The sequence below is a fragment of the Bacillus sp. AFS055030 genome, from assembly GCF_002574545.1.
Lineage (GTDB): Bacteria > Bacillota > Bacilli > Bacillales > Bacillaceae_G > Gottfriedia.
On sequence record NZ_NUGT01000065.1, the window covers coordinates 1 to 3848 of the forward strand.

The window sequence follows — 3848 nt, forward strand, 5'->3', positions numbered from 1 at the left end:
CATTTTGCCAAACTGATTTTTAAACTCTCTGTTACTTACTTTTAAAACAGAACGTAATAAAGGTTTTACTGTTTCCGGATCAGCTTCCATCTCAGTATGATGAGTAAAATTAATTCCTTTATTTTTAGGACAAATTGTCTGACATGTATCGCATCCATATATGCGATTTCCCAGCTCTTTTCGAAACTCAACAGGTATCATTTCTTTTGATTGGGTTAAAAAAGCAATACAATTTTTAGCATTTAATTGACCTGGAGAAACAATCGCACTTGTCGGACAAACATCAAGGCATTTTGTACATTCTCCACACTGCTCTTCAATAGGTGAATCAGGTTCAAAAGGTAGTGAGGTAATCATTTCGCCTAAATATACATAAGAACCGAATTCTGGCGTAATAATTGAACAATTTTTAGCACTCCATCCGATCCCCGCTCTTTCAGCCACTGCTCGATCTACTAGCTCACCAGTATCGACCATCGATTGAACCTTTGCATTCGGATAATGTAATAAAATAAAAGACTCAAGCTGAAGTAATTTCTTTTTTACAACTACATGATAATCTTCCCCCCATGAGGCCCTACAAAAGATTCCCCTTGTAGATCCCTTTTTACTTTTAGGAGGATTTTTTAATTTAGATGGATAAGCTAGAGCAATTGCAATAATTGAATTTGCTTCAGTCATTATTTTTTTCGCATCTACTCTTCGTTCAATATCCTTTGTCTCAAAACCCGATTGATAATTTAATTCTTGCTGCTTATATAATCGATTTTTTAATGTTAAAAAGGGATCAACAGTCGTAAATCCAATCTTATCTATTCCAATTTCTTTACTATATAAAATTAATTCTTTTTGAAATTCTTTCATATTCACAAGAATCACCTAACTGCCTGTTAATTATATTTCCTATTCTAGTCAGAAAATTATTTCATTATCTAATTATGACACAAAAGCCTGTAATAATAGACTTTTTAATATAAAAAAACGCAATGTATCGTTCTCAAATGAATCAATACACTGCGTTGTTATCAAGTTATAAGTGCTAAACTACTAATACAAATGAAATAAGTATTTAGTAGGTTTTAATGAACTTGTAATTAAATTTATCATAAATATGTCACATATTCAAGAATAAAATCATATTTTGTCGAAAATGTTATCATAATTTAAGAAAAAATCGAGAATTGAAATTGTTAAAAGCCATATAAAATAACAGATGAAGAGTATAAGTAGCTAACAGCAGAGGCTATTGAAAGATTTGTAGAAATTTGAATAAAGGTATAATGAATTTTCTCATAGAATTCTTCTTTATAGGATAAATTTAGGAGGAGAGTAATTATGACAAATCCTTTGGTAAAAGAAGAAAAGAATCCTTTAGTCGAAAGTTTTGAGGGTGTCTGTAGTTTGATTGAAGAAACAAACGACAGAATTGATCTTACACAAGATACACTTAAAGAACTTGATCGATACAATAATGAGAAATTAAAAGATGCAAAACAATTTACGATTAAAGTAGCTGCTGCAAGCCTATTAATAGCAACAACTGGTCTTGTAGTTACTTTAGCAAATAAAAGAAATCCAAAACAATTTGATTGGCTTAAGCAAAAACGTAAGTATGTAAAAATGTAATGTTAGGATTGCTAATATCCACATAAAGAAGGCAGCGACTATATAGATGTTCGCTGCCTTTCTTTATGTGGATGTTAATAGCTCTATATGACAATTATTTAATGCTGATGAAGAATCAATTAAAGTTCCAAGAATAATGCAGTAAAATCTGTGTTTTAGGATAAAAGAAAAAGACAGCCATTAAGCTATCTCTGATTTTTTAAATAAGCCATATAATCATCCACTTTTTCTGCATTTCCATTTCCAGCTTTTGCGCTATTGAAAACAACAATTCTTCCTTGGGTATGATTAATCTTGTTGTCTAAATCGTGCATTATTCGATGAGTATACAACAAAGCTTTCATGTCTTTTTGATCAATTGCCAATTTCATTAACTTGTTAGCTAAATCTAAATCATCGTGCAAATCGCTATTTTCATCTACATTGCTAAGTATTTTTTCAAAATATGTGAGAATAGATTCCAATTCAGATTTTTTATCTTCCCAAGCTGGAGAGTTTGGATTTTTGAATTGTTGATAATTTAACCAACCAGTTAAATTATTTAATATATCGTGTGTTCTTGCAATATCTGCTCCTTCCTTTGAAGCTGGAGGAATCTTTTCTTTGTCATATTTTATATTTGCAACATGATATTCATTTTTAAAAACAATAATTTTAACTATTTTCCAAGATAAAAATGAAACAGCAATCAAACCTACAAACAACAAACCAATTTTCAAATATTTATTTATTGCAACTCACTCCTTTTGTCTACATACTCATAATAATTTTAACATTAATATTGTAAAGAGTTGGTTTGAAAATTCAAAAAAATTCCTTGTAGAACGATTTACTATCTACTGGTAAATTCCTTTGCGTACTAGTAAATCATCGCAACGCATGACTTCTTTTACTAGCTAGCAATCTCGTGTTAATGCACGTTGTTTACAATCCGCTTTCTTGCATAGGATCAATATAAAATGTTTAATATCAATTTCTGTCATTGTCACTAAAGGTTTCTTATCAGCTGACAACATTATTTGGAGATATTTTGCCATGTGCAAGAAAAACAAAAAAAGCTTTGCACAATTAGTGCAAAGCTTTTTTTGTTAGCATTTATATAGCGGTGACAGGACTTGAACCTGCACATCCGTGAAGATACCTGATTTTGAGTCAGGCGTGTCTGCCATTCCACCACACCGCCAAAGTTATACAATAATTATAATATATGAAAGACAAATTGTCCAATCAAATCTGAAATTAAAAACCTCTTACAAAGTAAGAGGTTTTTTTGATGCCGAGGGCCGGACTCGAACCGGCACGGTTGTCACCAACCGCAGGATTTTAAGTCCTGTGTGTCTGCCAATTCCACCACCCCGGCGTGGGGTAAAATCTAAAAGGCGGTAACCGGATTTGAACCGATGATAAAGGTTTTGCAGACCTCTGCCTTACCACTTGGCTATACCGCCGTAATTTGGAGCGGAAGACGGGGCTCGAACCCGCGACCCCAACCTTGGCAAGGTTGTATTCTACCACTGAACTACTTCCGCATAAATGGCTGGGCTACCTGGATTCGAACCAGGGCATGACGGAATCAAAATCCGTTGCCTTACCGCTTGGCTATAGCCCATTAATTAAGAACTTTATATACTATATTCAATTTATTATAAATTATATTACTCACTTGAGCAATCGTTATAAATTATATGGGGCGACCGATGGGAATCGAACCCACGAGTGTCGGAACCACAATCCGATGCGTTAACCACTTCGCCACGATCGCCATTATTTTATTTAATTGGCAGGGGCAGTAGGAATCGAACCCACACCAAAGGTTTTGGAGACCTCTATTCTACCGTTAAACTATGCCCCTATAAATGGTGGAGGGGGACGGATTCGAACCGCCGAACCCACAGGGAGCGGATTTACAGTCCGCCGCGTTTAGCCACTTCGCTACCCCTCCGGTTAAAGAGTGCCGACTAGAGGACTTGAACCCCCAACCTACTGATTACAAGTCAGTTGCTCTACCAATTGAGCTAAGTCGGCGTATTAAAATTTATTTGTTGCCATATTTAGTTCGTTTATTAGTCGTCCTTGTCTCAGGAAGAATTCCAAGATGTTGCTCGACAAGTACGCTGAGGTTTTGCTACGAAGTTTATTCGTTCGTGCTCTACCAATTGAGCTAAGTCGGCGTATTAAAATTTATTTGTTGCCATATTTTTCAAGATGGTGGCTCGGGACGG

At 34.7% G+C, this 3848-nt stretch carries 3 protein-coding genes and 9 tRNA genes; 1 reads left to right on the plus strand and 11 read right to left on the minus strand.

Annotated features, from left to right (window positions below; all coding sequences use genetic code 11):
• Positions 1 to 870: tRNA epoxyqueuosine(34) reductase QueG (gene queG, locus CN925_RS15915; protein ID WP_098847357.1), on the minus strand; the 870-nt coding region annotated here is incomplete at its 3' end.
• A 465-nt stretch (positions 871 to 1335) separates the two neighbouring features.
• Between queG and CN925_RS15920 the strand changes: the two genes are divergently transcribed.
• Positions 1336 to 1626 (plus strand): hypothetical protein, encoded by a 291-nt coding sequence (locus CN925_RS15920; RefSeq protein ID WP_098847075.1) that lies wholly within the window; start codon positions 1336 to 1338, stop codon positions 1624 to 1626.
• 185 nt (positions 1627 to 1811) lie between these two features.
• Here the strand turns inward: CN925_RS15920 and CN925_RS15925 are convergent, their stop codons facing one another.
• The 10 genes from CN925_RS15925 to CN925_RS15970 form a co-directional block, all read right to left on the minus strand.
• On the minus strand, positions 1812 to 2345 hold the full coding sequence (locus CN925_RS15925; protein ID WP_098847076.1) for a hypothetical protein: 534 nt from the start codon (positions 2343 to 2345) through the stop codon (positions 1812 to 1814).
• A gap of 381 nt (positions 2346 to 2726) precedes the next feature.
• Positions 2727 to 2809 (minus strand) — tRNA-Leu (locus CN925_RS15930).
• Between the two features lie 91 nt (positions 2810 to 2900).
• A tRNA-Leu gene (locus CN925_RS15935) sits at positions 2901 to 2986 on the minus strand.
• A gap of 17 nt (positions 2987 to 3003) precedes the next feature.
• A tRNA-Cys gene (locus tag CN925_RS15940) sits at positions 3004 to 3074 on the minus strand.
• Between the two features lie 6 nt (positions 3075 to 3080).
• A tRNA-Gly gene (locus CN925_RS15945) sits at positions 3081 to 3155 on the minus strand.
• A gap of 5 nt (positions 3156 to 3160) precedes the next feature.
• Positions 3161 to 3235 (minus strand) — tRNA-Gln (locus CN925_RS15950).
• Positions 3236 to 3312: 77 nt separating this feature from the next.
• Positions 3313 to 3388, minus strand: a tRNA-His gene (locus CN925_RS15955).
• 16 nt (positions 3389 to 3404) lie between these two features.
• Positions 3405 to 3478 (minus strand) — tRNA-Trp (locus CN925_RS15960).
• Positions 3479 to 3483: 5 nt separating this feature from the next.
• Positions 3484 to 3568 (minus strand) — tRNA-Tyr (locus CN925_RS15965).
• Between the two features lie 10 nt (positions 3569 to 3578).
• A tRNA-Thr gene (locus CN925_RS15970) sits at positions 3579 to 3651 on the minus strand.
• Positions 3652 to 3848 lie beyond the last annotated feature (197 nt).